The organism is Mycobacterium sp. Root265, from assembly GCF_001428895.1.
GTDB lineage: Bacteria > Actinomycetota > Actinomycetes > Mycobacteriales > Mycobacteriaceae > Mycobacterium.
On sequence record NZ_LMJA01000022.1, the window covers coordinates 353,011 to 369,778 of the forward strand.

At 68.1% G+C, this 16,768-nt stretch carries 17 protein-coding genes and 1 pseudogene; 7 read left to right on the top strand and 11 right to left on the bottom strand.

The features are described from left to right. Window positions 1-3 precede the first annotated feature (3 nt). Window positions 4-348: a cupin domain-containing protein gene (locus ASE48_RS18265; RefSeq protein ID WP_057168497.1), complete on the bottom strand. Its 345-nt coding sequence runs from the start codon at window positions 346-348 to the stop codon at window positions 4-6. Window positions 349-356: 8 nt separating this feature from the next. Beyond that, window positions 357-1,031: an SDR family oxidoreductase gene (locus tag ASE48_RS18270; protein WP_057168498.1), complete on the bottom strand. Its 675-nt coding sequence runs from the start codon at window positions 1,029-1,031 to the stop codon at window positions 357-359. A gap of 241 nt (window positions 1,032-1,272) precedes the next feature. On the opposite strand from ASE48_RS18270, the pseudogene ASE48_RS18275 reads away from it, so the two are divergent. Further along, a pseudogene (locus tag ASE48_RS18275) lies at window positions 1,273-2,190 on the top strand (YbfB/YjiJ family MFS transporter); the annotation flags it as partial. 42 nt (window positions 2,191-2,232) lie between these two features. Here the strand turns inward: ASE48_RS18275 and ASE48_RS33475 are convergent. Continuing rightward, window positions 2,233-3,165: a LysR family transcriptional regulator gene (locus tag ASE48_RS33475; RefSeq protein WP_082614268.1), complete on the bottom strand. Its 933-nt coding sequence runs from the start codon at window positions 3,163-3,165 to the stop codon at window positions 2,233-2,235. Window positions 3,166-3,285: 120 nt separating this feature from the next. Between ASE48_RS33475 and ASE48_RS18285 the strand changes: the two genes are divergently transcribed. Beyond that, the gene (locus ASE48_RS18285; RefSeq protein WP_057168501.1) at window positions 3,286-3,993 is read left to right on the top strand and encodes an SDR family NAD(P)-dependent oxidoreductase; all 708 of its coding nucleotides are present in this window, start codon (window positions 3,286-3,288) and stop codon (window positions 3,991-3,993) included. A 2-nt stretch (window positions 3,994-3,995) separates the two neighbouring features. Beyond that, window positions 3,996-4,355, top strand: a complete 360-nt coding sequence (locus ASE48_RS18290) for a YybH family protein (RefSeq protein WP_057168502.1) — start codon at window positions 3,996-3,998, stop codon at window positions 4,353-4,355. On the opposite strand, the gene ASE48_RS18295 is transcribed toward ASE48_RS18290, so the two are convergent. Continuing rightward, window positions 4,348-5,337 carry an LLM class F420-dependent oxidoreductase gene (locus tag ASE48_RS18295; protein ID WP_057168503.1) on the bottom strand — a complete coding sequence of 330 codons (990 nt, stop codon included), beginning with the start codon at window positions 5,335-5,337 and terminating at the stop codon, window positions 4,348-4,350. The two genes, ASE48_RS18290 and ASE48_RS18295, sit on opposite strands and share 8 nt — an antisense overlap. 113 nt (window positions 5,338-5,450) lie before the next feature. Here ASE48_RS18295 and ASE48_RS18300 point away from each other — a divergent pair, with 113 nt between their 5' ends. Then, window positions 5,451-6,158 (top strand): furin-like repeat-containing protein, encoded by a 708-nt coding sequence (locus ASE48_RS18300; RefSeq protein WP_156409260.1) that lies wholly within the window; start codon window positions 5,451-5,453, stop codon window positions 6,156-6,158. 3 nt (window positions 6,159-6,161) lie between these two features. Then, complete coding sequence (locus tag ASE48_RS18305; protein WP_057168505.1) at window positions 6,162-6,587, top strand: pyridoxamine 5'-phosphate oxidase family protein; 426 nt, start codon at window positions 6,162-6,164, stop codon at window positions 6,585-6,587. Here the strand turns inward: ASE48_RS18305 and ASE48_RS18310 are convergent. After that, window positions 6,584-7,123 carry a TetR/AcrR family transcriptional regulator gene (locus tag ASE48_RS18310; protein ID WP_057168506.1) on the bottom strand — a complete coding sequence of 180 codons (540 nt, stop codon included), beginning with the start codon at window positions 7,121-7,123 and terminating at the stop codon, window positions 6,584-6,586. The two genes, ASE48_RS18305 and ASE48_RS18310, sit on opposite strands and share 4 nt — an antisense overlap. A 76-nt stretch (window positions 7,124-7,199) precedes the next feature. Between ASE48_RS18310 and ASE48_RS18315 the strand changes: the two genes are divergently transcribed. Beyond that, window positions 7,200-8,408, top strand: coding sequence for an FAD-dependent monooxygenase (locus ASE48_RS18315; RefSeq protein ID WP_057168507.1), 1,209 nt, complete (start codon window positions 7,200-7,202; stop codon window positions 8,406-8,408). Here ASE48_RS18315 and ASE48_RS18320 read toward each other — a convergent pair. The 3 genes from ASE48_RS18320 to ASE48_RS18330 are packed head-to-tail and all read right to left on the bottom strand — an operon-like array spanning window position 8,394 to window position 11,822. Beyond that, entirely contained in the window at window positions 8,394-9,365 is a 972-nt protein-coding gene (locus ASE48_RS18320) for a GGDEF domain-containing protein (RefSeq protein ID WP_057168508.1), read from the bottom strand. The genes ASE48_RS18315 and ASE48_RS18320 overlap by 15 nt on opposite strands. Before the next feature lie 15 nt (window positions 9,366-9,380). Then, window positions 9,381-10,838, bottom strand: a complete 1,458-nt coding sequence (locus tag ASE48_RS18325) for a class I adenylate-forming enzyme family protein (protein ID WP_082614269.1) — start codon at window positions 10,836-10,838, stop codon at window positions 9,381-9,383. 21 nt (window positions 10,839-10,859) lie between these two features. Beyond that, a complete protein-coding gene (locus ASE48_RS18330) occupies window positions 10,860-11,822 on the bottom strand; it encodes a helix-turn-helix domain-containing protein (RefSeq protein WP_057168510.1) in 963 nt (320 codons plus the stop codon). Between the two features lie 71 nt (window positions 11,823-11,893). Here ASE48_RS18330 and ASE48_RS32740 point away from each other — a divergent pair, with 71 nt between their 5' ends. Beyond that, on the top strand, window positions 11,894-12,058 hold the full coding sequence (locus ASE48_RS32740) for a hypothetical protein (protein ID WP_156409261.1): 165 nt from the start codon (window positions 11,894-11,896) through the stop codon (window positions 12,056-12,058). A 4-nt stretch (window positions 12,059-12,062) separates the two neighbouring features. Here the strand turns inward: ASE48_RS32740 and ASE48_RS18335 are convergent, their stop codons facing one another. The 3 genes from ASE48_RS18335 to ASE48_RS18345 all read right to left on the bottom strand — a co-directional run bounded on the left by ASE48_RS18335 (window position 12,063) and on the right by ASE48_RS18345 (window position 16,719). Next, window positions 12,063-14,210, bottom strand: coding sequence for a 3-hydroxyacyl-CoA dehydrogenase NAD-binding domain-containing protein (locus ASE48_RS18335; protein ID WP_057168511.1), 2,148 nt, complete (start codon window positions 14,208-14,210; stop codon window positions 12,063-12,065). A gap of 9 nt (window positions 14,211-14,219) precedes the next feature. After that, complete coding sequence (locus tag ASE48_RS18340) at window positions 14,220-15,428, bottom strand: acetyl-CoA C-acetyltransferase (RefSeq protein ID WP_057168512.1); 1,209 nt, start codon at window positions 15,426-15,428, stop codon at window positions 14,220-14,222. A 184-nt stretch (window positions 15,429-15,612) separates the two neighbouring features. Further along, complete coding sequence (locus tag ASE48_RS18345; RefSeq protein WP_057168514.1) at window positions 15,613-16,719, bottom strand: alkene reductase; 1,107 nt, start codon at window positions 16,717-16,719, stop codon at window positions 15,613-15,615. Window positions 16,720-16,768: the final 49 nt, after the last annotated feature.

The window sequence follows — 16,768 nt, forward strand, 5'->3', positions numbered from 1 at the left end:
GTCCTAGACGTGCGGGCCGACCTGTTTGGCCACGGTCAGTAGCACCACCGAATCCTCGATCGCGGCCAGCGCGTGCCGGGTGCGCGGCAGCACCAGGTGATCACCGGCGGAACCTTCCCAGCCGGCGTCGGCGGTGCTCACCCGGACCCGGCCGTGCAGCACCTGCACCGTCGCCTCCCCCGGACTCTCGTGATCGTCGAGACCGTTGCCCGCGGTCAGCGCCATCAGGGTCTGCCGCAGGCTGTGCTCATGGCCGCCGTACACCGTGTGCGCACTGCGACCGCTGGTGGCGGCGCGGGCGGTTTCCAGATGCTCACGCGCGAGGGCAGTGAGCGAGATCTTTTCCATGACCTCAACTATCGCACCTCTGACAAGGCCGCCTTCGCCCGTCGCGCCCAGTCGTCGGCCAGGATCTCGGTGGCCCCGCTGAGCACACCGTCGACGGCCAGCCGGGCCACCACGGCGGGATCCGTTTTCTGTTCCGCCGGAATGTAACTGACCATATCGGTGTCCATGTACCCGACGTGCAGTGCCGAAACCCCGATCCCGCGCGGGGCGAGTTCATCGCGCACCGCATCGGTGAGCGCCCAGGCGGCCGCCTTCGCCGAGGCGTAGGCGCCCGAGGTGGCCGGATGCATCCAGGACAGCACCGACAGCACATTCAGGATGGCTCCCCCGCCGTTGCGCTCGATGACGGGAGCGAACTCCCGGATGACGTTGAGGGTGCCGAAGTAATGCGTCTCCATCTCGGCGCGCACATCCTCGATCGGCCCGGTCAACAGCCCGGCGCGGGTCGAGATACCGGCGTTGTTCACCAGAACGGTGACGTCGGAGGCGATCTCGGCGGCCCGGCGCACCGACTCGGGATCGGTGATGTCCAGCTGTACCGGGATGACACCGGCGGTGTCGACGGTCTCGGGGCGCCGCGCGGCCGCATAGACCTTGGCGCCGCGCGCGACGAACTCTTCGGCGATCTTCTTGCCCAGCCCGCGGTTGCCACCGGTGACCAGTACGGTGATGTTCTCGTTCATGATCCGCTCCTTGTCGTGTCTTGCCTGTTCGGTCTCAACGGGTTTCGCTGCGGGCGCCATCCCCGGCACTGATAGGTTCCGGCTCGTAGCTGAGAGCGTCCGGGTCGTGGTGCGACCGACCGGGTGTTCGCATCCTGGAGCAATGCAGCACCACACGTATGGACCCGTCATCCGGACCACGGCGGCGCTGGCCGCCGCGATGGGGATCGGCCGTTTCGTCTACACCCCGATCCTGCCGTTGATGACGGCCCAGGCCGGACTGGGACCGCACGCCGCCGGACACATCGCGACCGCCAATTACGCCGGGTATCTGGCCGGCGCGGTGGCAGCCGCACTGTCCCCGCGGATCGCCCGCTCGCACAAAGTGTTTCAGGCATGCCTCGTCGCGGTCACACTCAGCCTGCTGTGCATGCCACTGACCGTCGCGGTGCCGGGCTGGCTGCTGCTGCGCGCGGTGGCCGGGGTGGGCAGCGCGCTGGCCTTCGTCATCGCGGTCAATGCCCTGCTGGACTCGTCCCCGCGGCACTCCGGATGGGGTTTCAGCGGTGTCGGCATCGGGATCGCGCTGTCCGCCGCGCTGGTGCTCGCGCTGCCCATCGGCACCGACTGGCGGGTGTCCTGGTGGGCGGCCGGCGGGCTGGCCGGTGCGCTCACGGTGCTGGCATGGCGGCTACCGTCGCCGTCCGCACCTGCACCGGCCGCGGCCCCGGCCGGGAAGGCGGGCCGCGGACAGTTCGGGCTGCTGTTCGCGGGTTACACACTGGAAGGTGTGGGCTACATCGTCGCCGGAACCTTCCTGGTGGCCGCGGTGGCGCAGCACTCCCCCGGACGCCTCGGCGGGGCGGCCTGGCTGGTGGTGGGCCTGGCGGTGATTCCCTCGGCCATGCTGTGGGACCGGCTCAGCGAACGCTTCAGCAGGCCCGCGCTGCTCACCGTGGCCCTGATGCTGCAGGCCGGCGGGATCGCGCTGGCCTGCGCGAGCGGCGCCGTCGCCGCGCTGGTGGGTGCGGTCCTGTTCGGCGGCACGTTCATCGGGGTGAGCACGCTGGCGCTCGCCGAGGGCCGGGTGCTGGGTGTGCCCGCTGCGGTCGCGTTGCTGACGGCGGGCTACTCGGCGGGCCAGATCGCCGGGCCGCTGCTGGTGACCCCGTTGCTGGACAACGGTTTTCACCACGCCCTGATGGCGGGCGCGATCGTGGTGTCAGTGGCTGGGCTGGTCTGCGCGGCGATATGGGTCATCGGCAGGCAGCCAGACACCGGGGGTGTCGACACCGAGGTCACCGATGTCGCGGGTGAAGGCGTCGACGACGGAGAGCACCGACGCACGGTCCTCATCCCGCCGCCACACCAGTGACCACGTCCACAACGGCACCGGGCCGGTCACCGGGCGGCGCACCAGATCGCTGGACTCGGTGTCGTTCTGCCCCTTCGGATTGTTGAGGACGGGCCGGCCGAGCCGGCGCACGTGCTCGAAGAATGTCGGGCCGGTGACCCCGCCGTCATCGGTGCGCATGACCCGCGCGCCGGTATCGGCGGCGAACTGCTCGGCGTAGCGGTTCCACGACGACCAGCTCGCGGTGTCGGTATCGACCAACACCACGGTGTCTTTCGCGGGCACCGGCGCGTCATCGGTGCCCGGACAGACGGCATAGAGCCGGTCCACCCCGACCAGACGCGCCTCGAGCTCCAGTTCGTGCAGGTCCTCGTTCTGCACCCAGCAGATCGCCAGATCGAGGCTGCCGTCGGCGACCCGGGCGGCCTGCGCGTGCGAGGGCATCACCCAGGTGTCCACCCGCAGGGTGGCGACGCCGGCGGCCCGCTCGGACCAGTCGACCGGGCACCAGTTCACACAGCCGATTCGCACCGGATCGTCGGTCGCCAGATTCATTGCCCGCCTGCGTAACTCGTCGGCGTGGCGGACCAGCGAGCGGGCATCGGGCAGCAGCGCGGTGCCGGCCGGGGTGAGCGCGACCGATCGGCGGTCCCGGTCGAACAGCTGGACCTTCAGGTCGCGTTCCAGCGCCTTGATCTGCTGGGACAGCGACGGTCCCGCGATGCGCAGCCGCTCGGCCGCCCTGCCGAAGTTCAGTTCCTCGGCGACCGTCACGAAATACCGCAGCTGCCGCAGTTCCACCCGGTGCAGCCTAATAGGCCCGCCCTATCACCAGCGAGTTTTCCGGTCCTATCGACCAGGCATGGGCCCCGCCTTGAATGCGGTTGAGGCGAACAGATCACCCCTAGAAAGGCTCAGCTCATGAACAACACCACCCGCGTCGCGATCATCACCGGCGCATCCCAGGGAATCGGCGCGGCACTGGTCGAGGGCTACCGCAAGCTCGGTTACGCCGTCGTCGCCAACTCACGCACCATCGCCGCGAGCGATGACCCGATGGTGCTCGCGGTACCCGGCGATATCGGCGAACCCGGTGTCGGCCAGCGCATCATCGATGCCGCACTGGAGCACTTCGGCCGCGTCGACACCGTCGTCAACAACGCAGGCATCTTCATCGCCAAACCGTTCACCGAGTACACCGACGCCGACTACGACGCCATCACCGGGGTGAACCTGCGCGGCTTCTTCGAGGTGTCCCGCGCCGCGGTCGCCGCGATGCAGGACCACGGCGGCCACCTGATCAACGTGTCGACCAGCCTGGTCGATCAGGCCACCACCGCGGCACCATCGGTGCTCGCCTCGCTGACCAAGGGCGGTCTGAACGCGGCCACCAAATCGCTGGCCGTCGAGTACGCCACCCGCGGTATTCGAGTCAACGCGGTGGCGCTCGGCATCATCCGCACCCCGATGCACTCCGACGAGGAGTACGCGGGCCTGGCCCAGCTGAACCCGCAGAAGCGCATCGGTGAGCAGTCCGATGTGGTGGACGCGGTGCTCTACCTGGAGAACGCCGGCTTCGTCACCGGTGAGATCCTGCACGTCGACGGCGGCCAGGCAGCGGGGTACTGAAAATGAGCGACGACGTGATTCGCGAGGTCCTGGACATCTGGCAGGCGGGCATCGACGCCCACGAACCCGACCGGGTGGCGCAGGTGTTCACCACCGACGCGATCTTCCAGGGGCTGCGGCCCTACAGCGTGGGCCGCGCGGGCGTCCGCGACTACTACGCGTCACAGCCGCTCGGGCTGACGGTGCGGTACCGGATCCTGCAGACCCGCACTCCCGCCGACGGTGTGGTGCTCGGCTACACGCAGGCCGATTTCACCTTCGCCGACGGGACCGGTGTCAGCCTGAACCTGAGCGTGCTCGTCACCCGCACACCGGACGGCTGGCAGATCGCGCACTACCAGGTGTCGCCGCTCCCTAACTGAGGGCGGGGATGACCTCACGCTCGAACAATTCGATACCGGAGCGGTCGTACGCGGCCTCGGGGAAGTACAGGATGGCGTACTCACACCCGAGGTCGCGTAGCCGTGTCAGCCGTTCGACGACCTGTTCCGGGGTGCCGGTGGCGGAGTCCGGTGAGGCGACATTGGACAGCATGGCGTCGACCGCGTCCTCGCCGGACTTGGGGACCTGCCGGTCCCGGATGGCCTTCAGCCGGTCCTTGACCTCGGACTCGGAGCCGGCGATGACGGAGTTGAAGTTCGCCGACCGGACGATCGCGTCGTAGTCGGTGCCGACCTCACCGCAGTGCCCGGCCAGGATCTGCGATTTACGCTCGAACTCCTCGGGCGCGCTGCTGAAGTTGGTGTACTGCGCGTACTTGGCGGCGATGCGCAGGGTGACCTTCTCGCCGCCGCCGGCGATCCACAGCGGCAGCCCACCCTCCTGTGGCGGTGTGGGGGCGACGATGGCGCCGTCCACCTGGTAGTACTTGCCGTCGAAGGTGACCCGGCCGTCGCGCCAGGCGTCCCGCATGATCTGCACGCCCTCGTCGAGGCGGCCCAGTCGCTCACCCGCGGAGGGGAAGCCGTACCCGTATGCGCGCCACTCGTGCTCGTACCAGCCGCCGCCGATACCCATCTGGGTGCGGCCGCCGGAGATGACGTCGACGGTTGCTGCGACTTTTGCCAGGTAAGCCGGATTCCGGTAACTCATGGCGGTACACATCTGGCCGAGTTTGACTCGCTCGGTGGTTGCTGCGAAGGCCGACATCAGGGTCCAGGCCTCGTGGGTTGCCTCGTCGGTGGGCACCGGGACGGTGTGGAAGTGGTCATAGACCCACACCGAGTCCCACGTGCTGTTATCGGCGTAGGTAGCCAGGTCACGCATCACTGACCAGTGCTTATCGGTGGGAATGTCGACGAGGTCGAGTCGCCAACCCTGCGGGATGAAGAGTCCGAAGCGCATAACCTCAAACTCTAGGCCCATACGTTCCGTTGTTGAATCGTCTACACTCTGTAACAATCGTTCGCTGGAACAGATATACCAGTCGTTCGCGCACCCGATCCCGAGGACTGATCATGACTGCCAAACCACGCCGTATCGCGGCCGCATCGCTGGCAGCCTTCATGCCGTTGGCCGCGGTAGCGATTGCCGCCGCAACTCCCAGCGCGGCCCAGAGCTGCTCACGCGGCCAAGTCTCGTACAACGGCAACTGCGTCGACACCTGCAACGATTCGCAGGTCCGCAACGCGCAAAGTGGCGAATGCCAGTCACTGCTGTCCGCTGCGCTTCAAAAGGCTCAGACCCCCGCGGTTGCCAAGCTCACGCCGGATCAGTTGGGCGGCGTGGTGGAGCTGGCGCGAAGCGTCAACGCCCTGCCGGAGATCAATGCGACGATCGGTACCACCTTCGGCATCGCCAATACCGTCATTGGCTGGCCTGCCGTAATTGCCGCAGCGAGCGCTGACACCGCCGCCACACTTGCTTTCCTAGGACTGCTACCCGGCGCCGCCGGTAGCCCGTTAGCAGCGACAGGCCAAACGTTCGCGGCGGCATCAAACGTCGCGAGTCTCATGCCAGCTGTGGGCCTGCCGCAGCTTCCCCCGCCGCCCCCGCTSGGCCTGCCGCAGCTTCCCCCGCCGCCCCCGCTCGGCCTGCCGCAGCTTCCCCCGCCGCCCACGATCGGCCTGCCGCAGCTTCCCCCGCCGCCCACGATCGGCCTGCCCAGGTTCGGCAACACGAACATCTGCGGACCGCAATTGCTGTTCTTCCGGCCCTGCCTCTGAGCCATGCCGCTCTCTCGGGAAGAACGCGAACAGTTTCTTGCTGAGCCCCACGTGGCCGCTCTGTCGGTGAGTGCCGGGAAAGATCGCGGCCCGTTGACCGTGCCGATCTGGTACCAGTACACGCCGGGCGGTCAGCCCTGGTTCATCACCGGCACCGGATCGCGCAAGCACCGCCTCATCGAGGCCGCCGGCTATCTGTCGCTGATGGTCGACCGGGTCGAACCCACCGTGCGTTATGTGGCGGTGGACGGTGCGGTCGACCGGATCGAAGAGGGCACCGACGAGCAGCTCGTCGAGATGACCAAGCGCTACCTGCCGCCTGAGGCGGTCGAACCGTATCTGGAGATGGCCCGCCGCGAGCACGGCCCCAGCGTGGCGGTGTATCTGAAACCGCAGCACTGGTTGTCGGCCGATATGGGCGGCTTCTAACTCAGCCCCAGCGCGGCCAGCGCCCCGGTGATACCGGCGGCCCGCAGTTCCTCGGCGGGCGCATCCGCAAACTGCATGCAGCAGTCCTGCAGTCCGCCCAGCGCGATGACGGCGCGCACCGCTTGCTCCAGGGTCTGATCCGGCCCGAAGATCACCCGGCCGAGTCGCTCACGCCAGGCCAGCATGCTGTCGATCAGCCCGAGATCGGCGATGGTGCTCAGTTCGGACACCACGGTCACCAGGTCGACCCGGTGGGCGTAGAAGTAGTCGAAGTAGCCCTCCAGCAGCCGGGTGGGCGTCAGGCCAGGGGTCTGCTCGCACTCCACCACGAACTGTTCGCCGCCGTCGATCAGCGGCGCGACGATGCTGCGCACCAGGTCTTCCCGCGACGAAAAGTGGTAGTACAGCGCCGGTTTGGTGATGCCCAGCCTGGCCGCGATGTCCTGCAGGCTGGTGCGCTGCACGCCCTTTTCCGCGAAGAGTTCGCGGGCCACATTCTGGATCCGTTGGCGGGTGTCCGACCGTGGCGCGCTCACGTACCCACCCTAACTGACCGATCGTTAAGTAAGGTGGGGTACAGTCACTTACCGACCGTTAAGTAAGGAGCGTGACATGCGGGTTCTCATTTCCGGAGCGAGCATTGCCGGACCGGTGCTGGCCTACTGGCTGAACCGTCGTGGTTTCGAGGTCACCGTGGTCGAGCGCGCACCGCACCTGCGCAAGACCGGCGGGCACGCGATCGACCTGTTCGGGCCGGCCATGGAGATCGCCGAGAAGATGGGTGTGCTCGACGCCGTGATGGCCCACGCCACCGGCACCGAGCGGATCTACTTCCACCGCCGCGGCGCCCGGCGTCCGGCGTATATCGACTACGGAAAGTTGTCGTCCGCGCTGTCGGACCGTCACGTCGAGATCATGCGTGACGATTTGAGCGAGATCTTCTACGACGCCGGCCGCGAAGCGGTCGAGTACCTGTTCGGCGATCACATCACCGGCATCGGCGAGGACGGCGAGGTGACGTTCGCCCACCATGCGCCGCGACGGTTCGATCTGGTGATCGGCGCCGACGGGCTGCACTCCGGGGTGCGGCAGCTGGTCTTCGGACCGGACTCGGGACACACCGAGTTCCTGGGCGCCTACCTCTCGGTGGTTTCGGTGCCGAAATCGCTTGCCCGCGATGGGGACATGACGGGATACATCGACGTGGACCGCACTGCGATGATCTACACCGCCGATCATCTCGATGACGGGCGGGCGGTCTTTCTCTTCCGGCCGGCGAACGACTTCCGCTACGACCACCGCGATACGGCGAGCCAGCAGCGCCAGCTGCACGACCGGTTCGCCGGGATGAGCACCGAGGTGGACCGCTGGCTCGACGAGCTCGGGCGCACACCGGCGTTCTATTTCAATGCCATCACCCAGCTGCAGCTGACCAGCTGGTCGCGAGGCCGGGTGACCCTGGTCGGCGACGCCGGCTACTGCCCGGGCCCCGCGGTCGGCGGCAGCACCAGCCTCGCGGTGATCGGTGCCTACGTGCTGGCCGGCGAGCTGCAACGGGCCGGGGGCGATCCGGCCGTCGGGTACGCCGCCTACGAGCGGGTGATGCGCGAGCCGGTGATCGGCGCCCGGGCGCTGGCCAAATCCATGGCCAAGAGCATTCTGCCGTCCTCACCGCTCGGGGTCCGGGCGCTGATCGGTGCGGGTCGGCTGATCTCGGTGTTGCCGGAGCCGCTGACCGCCGCGCTGGCGGGGTTGAACAGCAAGGGCATCCGGCTCTACGACTCGATCGAGGTGCCGCAGTACGCGTCAACCGGCGTCTGAGCCGCCGCGGCGCGCACTGTCGCGTCCCCGGTACAGCTCGGTGTCGGCCTGCGCGTACAGATCGGCGATGTCGACCGGTCCCGACGTCCGGGTGGCGGTGCCGATGCTGACCCGCGGTGTCCTCGACCGCACGTCAGCCAGGAACCCCTCCACGTTGTCCCCGGCGATACAGGCTGCGAACTCGTCACCGCCGAGCCGCGCGAGCACGGCGCCCTTCGGCGCCGCGCGTGCCCAGTGCCGGGCGTACTCGACGATCAGACGGTCCCCCGCGGGGTGGCCCTGGGTGTCGTTGAGCCCCTTCAGATCATCGATGTCGAGCGCGACGATGGTGAGCGCCGACGGTCCGCGGCCCGCGGCGAGCAGGTCGGTGGTCGCGATCTCCCACCCGGCCCGGTTCAGCAGCCCGGTGAGCGGATCGGTGCAGGCCGCGGTGAACATCGCCCGCATCAGCAACCCGAAGGATTCGGCCGCACCGGCGACCGCCACCACGATGATCAGGAAGGTGATGACTCCCACGTGCGGCGCCGGCGCGACGGCGACCGCCACCACACAGGCCAGGATCAGGAAGCCGATGAGCACCCACGCCTGCCGGGGCGGATGAAAGGCCCGGATGTACATCGCCAGAAACATCGGCGCGATCAGGCAGACGTACTCAGCGGTGATGCTGATGTGAAACGCCATCACGATGGGGGTGGCGATGACGGCCACCGCGGTGGCGAACATGGCCCGGTTCGGCCTGACGGCCAGCTGCGCGAGGCCCAGCACACCCAGCACGATGGCGATGATGCCGCCGACGGGGTTGCCGTAGGTCAGATCGGTGCGGACCGGGAAGAGGGTGAAGACCACACCGTAGGTGTAGAGAAATGTCGTCGCGCCAAGGTAGATGCGCAGCAGTATGACACGTTGCTCGACGACGAAATGACTTCTCGCCCCGGCGAGCGAGGTGATGCGGGACATGACCGACAGCCTGCTCTACGTCGCGGGCCGATACAAAGCGACCACACCGGGCGCGCTCACCTTGAGCGACGGGGTGCGCGGCAGCTCGTCGACGAAGGTGACCGACACCGGGACATGATGGGCCGGTAGCGCTTCGCGCACCGCCGCCAGCAGATCGTCTTCGGTCACGGTGGCGCCGGGAACGGTCTCGACGGCCGCGAAGGGCACCTCGCCGAGCCGGGCATCGGGCACCCCGACCACGCCGGCGTCGCGCACCTCGGGGTGCGAGATGAGCACGCCCCGAACGGTTTCCGGTATGATCTTGAAGCCGCCCCGGTTGATCGCGCCATCCGCGCGGCCGTGCAGGGTGATGAACCCGTCCTCGTCGACCGATGCGATATCGGTGGTGCGCACCCAGTCCGGGCCCAACAGGGGCACCTTCGCGGTGAGGATGCCCTGCTCACCGGTCGGCACCGCGGCACCGGTATCGCCGTCGATGATGCGGACCTCGACACCGGGCAGTGCGCGCCCGGAACTGGCGCGTTTGCGCGCGCCGAACTCGCGGTAGAGATCCGGTGTCCAGGTGCACACCGATCCGGCGAACTCCGTTGCACCGTAGGCGGTGAGCACCGGGATGCCGTAGCGCTGCTCGAAGGCGTCGCGGGTGGGTACATCGAGCGGACCCGACGCGCTCATCACGTACTGCAGCGAGGACAGGTCGGCGGCGGGCAGCTCGGCCTCCAGCAACATGCGCACCACCGCGGGTTGCACCCCGACGCGTTGCAGGCCATGGGTTTTGACCACGTCCACCCAGGCAGGCACGCTGAAGCGCTCCATCAGCACCATGCGCTTACCGACGTAAACCCCGGTGACCAGCTGACAGACCCCGCCGATCCCGCCGAGCGGCCAGTAGACCAGTTCCGGGGGTTCGTCGGGCGCGGCCTGTCCCCCGGTCACGCTGAACACGGTGTGCTCCAGCACCGCGGCGCGGACCACGAAACGCTTTGGCGGGCCGGTGGTTCCGCTGGTGAGGATGGCCAGGGCGCCATCCAGCCGCGGACGCTGCCGGGTGGTGCCGGCTGCGGTGAGGGCGGTCACTTCGGCACCCAGCGAGACGCCGGCCGCGCCGATGCGGTGGATCGCGGTCGTGACGGCGTCGGTCCAGTCCTGCGGGTCGGCCAGTACCGCGGCGACATCGAGGCGTTCGATGTCGGCGGCGATCGCCTCGGGTGACTGGAAGGAGTAGATCATCGCCACCGGTCGTCCGGTCGCCAGCGCCGCGATGGTCGCAGCGGCGTGCGGATAGCGGTTGCGCACCACCAGGCCGACGGGTGCGTCCGGGGCGAGGCCGGCGGCGTCGAGCAGCGCGGTGACGGCGGCGCCGTACGCGGCGACCTCGTCACCGGAATACCAGCGGCCCCCGAACTCGATGCAGGGCCGGTCACCGTAGCTCGTCAGCCCTGCCGCAAACCTTTCGGTAAAGCTTTCGGTCACCGGCCCATTGTGCACCCGGTGCTACCCGGTGAAGCAACTGCGGTAATCGCTGGGCGTGGTGTGCATCTGCTTGACGAAGTGGTGACGGAAGGTCACCGGGGACTCGAACCCGACCCGCGCCGAGATCTGTTCGACCGAGAGGTGGGAGGACTCCAGCAGCGCGAGGCTGGCCTGGATGCGCTGCTCGATGAGCCATTTGATCGGCGTGGTCCCGGTGGCCTTGGCGAACTGGCGCAGATAGCTGCGCCGCGACATCGCCGACTGGGCAGCCAGCTCGTCGAGGGCGATCGGCTTGTCGAGATGCTCGATGGCCCAAGCCATTCCGGCGGCGATCCGGCCATCGGCGGTGGGCTCGGGAACGGGCGTGTCGATGTACTGCGCCTGCCCGCCGGCACGGTGCGGTGAGATCACCAGGCGCCGCGCGACGTCATTGGCCGCCCGCATCCCGTGATCGGTGCGCACGATGTGCAGGCAGAGGTCCAGGCCCGCGGCACAGCCCGCGCTGGTGAGTACCCGCCCGTTGTCGACGTACAGCGGCGCCGGGTCGACGTCGATCTCGGGGTACCGCCGGGCCAGCAGGTCGGCATAGATCCAGTGGGTGGTGGCCGTGCGGCCGTCCAGCACACCGGCGGCGGCCAGTGCGAAGGCTCCGGAGCAGATCGAGACCAGCCGGGCGCCGCGGCCGTCGGCGGCCCGGATCGCCTCGACGAGTCCACCCGAGGGCGGTTGATCCACATCGCGCACGCTGGGAATCAGCACGGTATCCGCGGCGGCCAGGTCCTCGATGCCGTAGGACGTGCGCACCACCGCCCCGCCGAGCATCCGGATCTCGGGCTGTTCCGAGCACAATTTCACCGCGTATCCGGTGGGCGCGACGCCGGCGGAGAATCGGCCGGCCAGTTCGGCCATGCCGAAGATCTCCGCGGCCAGCCCGGACTCGAAGCCCGTCATGCCGTCGTAGGCCAGGATCGCGACCGTGTGCATGTCACTATCTTAACGAACAGAGGCCTCAGTGCCACTGTTCGACCCGGTGCCCTTCCGGCATCGTCGAGAACATGACGAAGCAACGCAAGCCTTTCCGCACTCTCGCGGCCTTCGCCGCCGGCCTGCACACCGCCCACGGCCTGGCTCACGGGGTGCGCCCCGCCAAGGCCTCGAACGCAAGAAACCCCCGGGCTCGCCGCTTCGAGGACGGTGAGGCCGGGGGTTCTTGGGTCTAGCTGGTTACGCCTCCAGCGAGGCGGGCGGGTTGAACCGGTCGCCGTAGCGGGCGGCCAGTTCCTTGGCCCGGGCCACGAACGCGGCCTTGCCGACACCGAGGGGTCCCTCGTAGCCGACGATGAACTGCGCGGAGCCACCGGTGTACGGCGGGAAGCCGATACCCATGATGGAGCCGATGTTCGCGTCGGCGGTCGTGGTGAGCACGCCCTCGTCGATGCACTTCTGGGTTTCCAGCGCCTCGGCGAAGAGCATGCGGTCGATCGCGTCCTGCAGCGGGATCTCGGTGGTACCCGAGTTGAAGGTCTCCTTCAGTCCCGGCCACAGCCCGGTGCGCTTGCCGTCGACGTACTCGTAGAAACCGGCGCCCTTGAGCCGCGAGGGGCGCCCGATCTCGATCATCTTCTCCACGACGGCCTCGGCCGGGTGCGGCACGTGGGTGCCACCGGCCTCTTCGACGCCCTGGCGGGTCGCGACGGCGATCTTGTGCATGAGCTCCAGGTTGAGCTCATCGGAGAGCTGCAGCGGTGCCGCCGGGTAACCGGCCTGCGCGCCCGCCTGCTCGATGCTGGCGGGCTCGACGCCCTCACCCAGCATCGCCAGTGCCTCGTTGACGAAGGTGCCGATGACCCGGCTGGTGAAGAAGCCGCGGCTGTCGTTGACCACGATCGGGGTCTTCTTGATCGCCAGGGTGTAGTCGAACACCCGGGCCAGCGCCTCGTCGGAGGTCTTCTCGCCCTTGATGATCTCCACCAGCGGCATCTTGTCGACCGGCGAGAAGAAGTGGATACCGATGAAGTCCTCCTGGCGCTTCACCCCACTGGCCAGGCCGGTGATGGGCAGCGTGGAGGTGTTGGAGCCGAGGAGGGCGTTGGGCTCGACGATGTCCTCGATCTCCTGGAACACCTTGTGCTTGAGTTCCTGGCTCTCGAAGACGGCCTCGATCACGAAGTCGACACCGGCGAAGTCCGCCGCGTCGGCCGTCGGGGTGATCTTCGAAAGCAACGCAGCAGATCGTTCTTCGGTGGTCTTGCCACGCTTGAGCGCCTTGGCCTCGATGGCCTCGGAGTAGGCCTTGCCCTTCTGGGCGGCTTCGATGGTGACGTCCTTGAGCACGACGTCATAGCCGGCCTTGGCCGAGACGTAGGCGATACCGGCGCCCATCATGCCCGCGCCCAGCACGCCGATCTTGCGGATCTCGACCGGCGCGATGCCCTCGGGCCGCGAGGCACCGCCGTTGATGGCCTGCAGATCCAGGAAGAACGCCTGGATCATGTTCTTGGCGACCTGGCCGGTGACCAGCTGGGTGAAGTAACGGCTCTCGATGCGGGTGGCGGTGTCGAAGTCGACCTGCGCGCCCTCGACGGCCGCGTTCAGGATCGCTCGCGGCGCCGGCATCGGTGCACCCTTGAGCTGCTTCTTCAGCAGCGCCGGGAAGGACGGCAGGATGCCGGCCAGGCCGGGGCTGGACGGGGTGCCACCGGGCATCTTGTAGCCCTTGACATCCCACGGCTGCACGCCACCCTCGGGGTTGTCCTTGATCCACTTCTTCGCGGCCGGAACCAGCTCGTCGACACTCTTGACGAGCTCGTCGACCAGCCCGATCTCCTTGGCCTTGGCCGGGCTGAACCGCGTGCCCTGGCTCAGGACCTCCATGAACGCCTTCTGGATGCCGAACAGCCGCACGGTGCGGGCCACGCCGCCACCGCCGGGCAGCAGGCCCAGGGTCACCTCGGGCAGGCCGATGACGACGCCCTTGACGTCGGCGGCGATGCGGTGGTGGGTGGCCAGCGCGATCTCCAGGCCACCACCGAGCGCGGCGCCGTTGATGGCGGTGACGACGGGCTTGCCGAGGGTCTCCAGCTTGCGCAGGTCGGCCTTGATGAACTCGACCTCGTCGAACGCCTGCTGGGCGTCATCGGGACCGATGTTGATCATGCCCTTGAGGTCGCCGCCGGCGAAGAAGGTCTTCTTCGCGCTGGCGATGACCACGCCGGTGATCGAATCCTTCTCGGCCACAAGGCGTTCCACCGCATTGTGCATGGATTCCTTGTAGTGCTCGTTCATCACGTTGGCCGAGCCGGTGGGGTCGTCCAGCGTCAGCGTGACGATGCCGTCGGCATCCTGGTCCCACTGAATGGTGTTCTCTGCCATGACTTTTCCTTAGACCCTCTCGATGATGGTGGCCACGCCCATGCCGCCGCCGACACACAGCGTGATCAGGGCGCGCTTGAGGCCGCGGCGCTCCAGCTCGTCGACCATGGTTCCGGTGATCATGGCGCCGGTAGCGCCGAGCGGGTGGCCGAAGGCGATGGCGCCACCATTGACGTTGAGCTTCTCGTCCGGGATGTTGAGGTCCTTCTGGAACTTCAGCACCACCGAGGCGAAGGCCTCGTTCAGCTCGAACAGATCGATGTCATCGACGGTCAGCCCGGCGCGGTCGAGCACCTTCTTGGTGGCCGGGGTCGGTCCGGTCAGCATGATGACCGGGTCGGCACCACTGGTGGCGGTGGCCACGATGCGGGCGCGCGGGGTCAGGCCCTGCGACTTGCCTGCGGCCTCGTTGCCGATGAGCAGCAGGGCGGCGCCGTCGACGATGCCCGAGCTGTTGCCGCCGGTGTGCACGTGGTTGATCTTCTCGACGTAGTGGTACTTCTGCAGCGCCACATCGTCGAAGCCGCCCATTGCGCCGATACCGTCGAACGCGGTCTTCAGTTTGCCCAGGCTCTCCACGGTCGACGACGGACGCATGTGCTCGTCGTGGTCCAGCACGACGAGGCCGTTCTGGTCCTTGACCGGGATGACCGACTTGGCGAAGTAGCCGCCCGACCATGCGGCCGCGGCGCGCTCCTGCGAGCGTGCGGCGTAGGCGTCGACGTCCTCGCGGGAGAAGCCCTCGATGGTGGCGATCAGGTCGGCGCCGATACCCTGCGGGACGAAGCCGATGCGGTAGTTGGTGTCGGGGTCAGATGCCCAGGCACCACCGTCGGCGCCCATCGGGACGCGGCTCATCGACTCGACGCCGCCGGCGAGCACCAGGTCGTCCCAACCGGAGGCGACCTTCTGGGCGCCCAGGTTGACGGCCTCCAGGCCGGAGGCGCAGAAGCGGTTCAGCTGGAAACCACCGGTGGTCTCCGGCAGGCCGGCCACCAGGCCGGCGGTGCGGGCGATATCGCCGCCCTGGTCACCGACCGGGGAGACGACACCCAGGATCAGGTCGCTGATCAGGTTCTCGTCCAGGTCGGGGTAGCGGGCGCGGATCTCGTCGATCAGGCCGACGACCAGGTTGACGGGCTTGATCTCGTTGAGGGCGCCGCCGCGCTGCTTGCCGCGCGGCGTGCGGATCGCCTCATAGATGAAGGCATCGGACATGTGTTGTTCCCTTTCGGGTGGGTGACAGGGGACGTCCATCGGACGGTGGTCCACTGATCGCGCAGCTTAACAAAACCGCAAACCAACCTGTTGGTTGGGCGTCCTTTCCGCTATACGCGAATGGCCACTTATCGCACGCCTCCGGGGAGAGAACGTGCCACAAGTGGCCATTGAGCGCCGGAAATCAGGCGGTGCGGGCTTCTTCCAGCTCGTCAAGCGTCAGGTAATCGATGTAACCCGCGGGGCCGGACGCGTAGAAGGTGCCGGCGTCCGGTTCGTTGAGCTCTGCCCCGAGCACCAGCCGGTCGATGAGGTCGGGGTTGGCCAGCCAGGTGCGCCCGACGGCGACGGCGCTGGCGGCGCCCCAGTCGGCCAGGCTTTCCAGCTGGCAGAAGTCGGTGCCGGTGTCGCGGCCGGTGTTGAGCACCAGGGTGTCGCTCCACAGCGCCCGCAGCGCCCCGAACGTCTGGGTCGACGGATCGATCAGCACGTGCAGGTAGGCGATGCCCAGACCCGTGATGCGGCCGAAGAGGGCCTCGTAGGTGCCGACGGTGTCGTTCTCGCGCATGTCCCCGGCAGTTCCCCCGGGTGAGATCCGCAGCCCGACCCGCTCGGCGCCGATCTCGTCGGCGACGGCCTCGACGACCTCGGCGGTGAACCGGGCCCGGTTCTCCGGGGAACCGCCGTAGGCGTCGGTGCGGACGTTGACGACATCGGAGAGGAATTCGTGCAGCAGGTAGCCATTGGCGGAGTGGATTTCCACCCCGTCCATCCCGGCGTCGACGGCACGGCGCGCGGCCGAACGGAACTGCCCGACGATGGACTCGATCTCGTCCACCCGCAGCGCCCGCGGGACCGTCAGCTGCTGCTTGCCCGACGGGGTGTGGGTCACGGCGTTCGCGGCGATGGCCGACGGGGCGACGACGTCGAAGCCGCTGATCTCGGGATGGGCCATCCGGCCGACGTGCCAGAGCTGGACGAACATCTTGCCGCCCTTGGCGTGCACCGCCGAAGCGATCTCGGCCCACACGGCCTGGTGGCGGTCGGTGTAGATGCCCGGGGTGTTCATGTAGGCACCGTTGGCCTGCTCGCACACCGCGGTGGCCTCACTGATGATGATGCCGGCGCCGGCCCGCTGCGAGTAGTACTCGGCGGCCAGATCCGATGGGGTGCCGTCGGATTGGGCACGCGAGCGGGTCAGCGGCGCCATGAAGATCCGGTTGGCGGCTTCGGTCGCGCCGACGCGCAGCGGCTTGAGCAGGGTGGCATCGGGGGCGAGCGTGAACGTCATGCTGGTCTCAGCGCCGCCACCGGGGCGTTCATTCCCGGCGTAGACAACG

Excerpts from the sequence above, each read along its gene's own strand:
- ASE48_RS18270 (WP_057168498.1), bottom strand. The coding sequence starts at position 1,031 with ATGAACGAGAACATCACCGTACTGGTCACCGGTGGCAACCGCGGGCTG.
- ASE48_RS18305 (WP_057168505.1), top strand. The coding sequence starts at position 6,162 with ATGCCGCTCTCTCGGGAAGAACGCGAACAGTTTCTTGCTGAGCCCCAC.
- ASE48_RS18345 (WP_057168514.1), bottom strand. The coding sequence starts at position 16,719 with ATGACGTTCACGCTCGCCCCCGATGCCACCCTGCTCAAGCCGCTGCGC.
- ASE48_RS18320 (WP_057168508.1), bottom strand. The coding sequence starts at position 9,365 with ATGTCCCGCATCACCTCGCTCGCCGGGGCGAGAAGTCATTTCGTCGTC.
- ASE48_RS18340 (WP_057168512.1), bottom strand. The coding sequence starts at position 15,428 with ATGTCCGATGCCTTCATCTATGAGGCGATCCGCACGCCGCGCGGCAAG.
- ASE48_RS18285 (WP_057168501.1), top strand. The coding sequence starts at position 3,286 with ATGAACAACACCACCCGCGTCGCGATCATCACCGGCGCATCCCAGGGA.
- ASE48_RS32740 (WP_156409261.1), top strand. The coding sequence starts at position 11,894 with ATGACGAAGCAACGCAAGCCTTTCCGCACTCTCGCGGCCTTCGCCGCC.
- ASE48_RS18335 (WP_057168511.1), bottom strand. The coding sequence starts at position 14,210 with ATGGCAGAGAACACCATTCAGTGGGACCAGGATGCCGACGGCATCGTC.
- ASE48_RS18290 (WP_057168502.1), top strand. The coding sequence starts at position 3,996 with ATGAGCGACGACGTGATTCGCGAGGTCCTGGACATCTGGCAGGCGGGC.
- ASE48_RS18295 (WP_057168503.1), bottom strand. The coding sequence starts at position 5,337 with ATGCGCTTCGGACTCTTCATCCCGCAGGGTTGGCGACTCGACCTCGTC.
- ASE48_RS18330 (WP_057168510.1), bottom strand. The coding sequence starts at position 11,822 with ATGCACACGGTCGCGATCCTGGCCTACGACGGCATGACGGGCTTCGAG.
- ASE48_RS18315 (WP_057168507.1), top strand. The coding sequence starts at position 7,200 with ATGCGGGTTCTCATTTCCGGAGCGAGCATTGCCGGACCGGTGCTGGCC.
- ASE48_RS18265 (WP_057168497.1), bottom strand. The coding sequence starts at position 348 with ATGGAAAAGATCTCGCTCACTGCCCTCGCGCGTGAGCATCTGGAAACC.